The following is a 422-nucleotide window of genomic DNA, read 5'->3' on the forward strand; positions in this document are numbered from 1 at the left end:
GCTACTGGAAGCAACAAGGTGTACGATGCGACCAGCAATGCTACGGTGACCCTTAGCAGCAATGCCCTTTCTGGCGATAACATTACCCTAGCCTATACCTCCGCTACGTTCAACAGCAAGACCGTAGCCAACGGCAAGCCTGTTTCGGTTTCGGGCATCAGCCTTTCGGGAACAGACGCGACCAACTATACATTTAACACCACGGCAAGTACCACTGCCGACATTACGCCATTTGCCCTGATGGTTTCCGCTACTGGAAGCAACAAGGTGTACGATGCGACCAGCAATGCTACGGTGAACCTTAGCAGCAATGCCCTTTCTGGCGATAACATTACCCTAGCCTATACCTCCGCTACGTTCAACAGCAAGACCGTAGCCAACGGCAAGCCTGTTTCGGTTTCGGGCATCAGCCTTTCGGGAAC

General features: G+C 52.8%; 1 protein-coding gene. It reads left to right on the forward strand.

All coding sequences use genetic code 11. The features are described 5' to 3' along the window. Positions 1–422: YDG domain-containing protein (locus tag JHD79_RS22535; RefSeq protein WP_199121607.1), on the forward strand; the 422-nt coding region annotated here is incomplete at both ends.

Origin of the sequence: Pedobacter sp. ASV28 (assembly GCF_016428855.1) — a bacterium.
Lineage (GTDB): Bacteria > Bacteroidota > Bacteroidia > Sphingobacteriales > Sphingobacteriaceae > Pedobacter.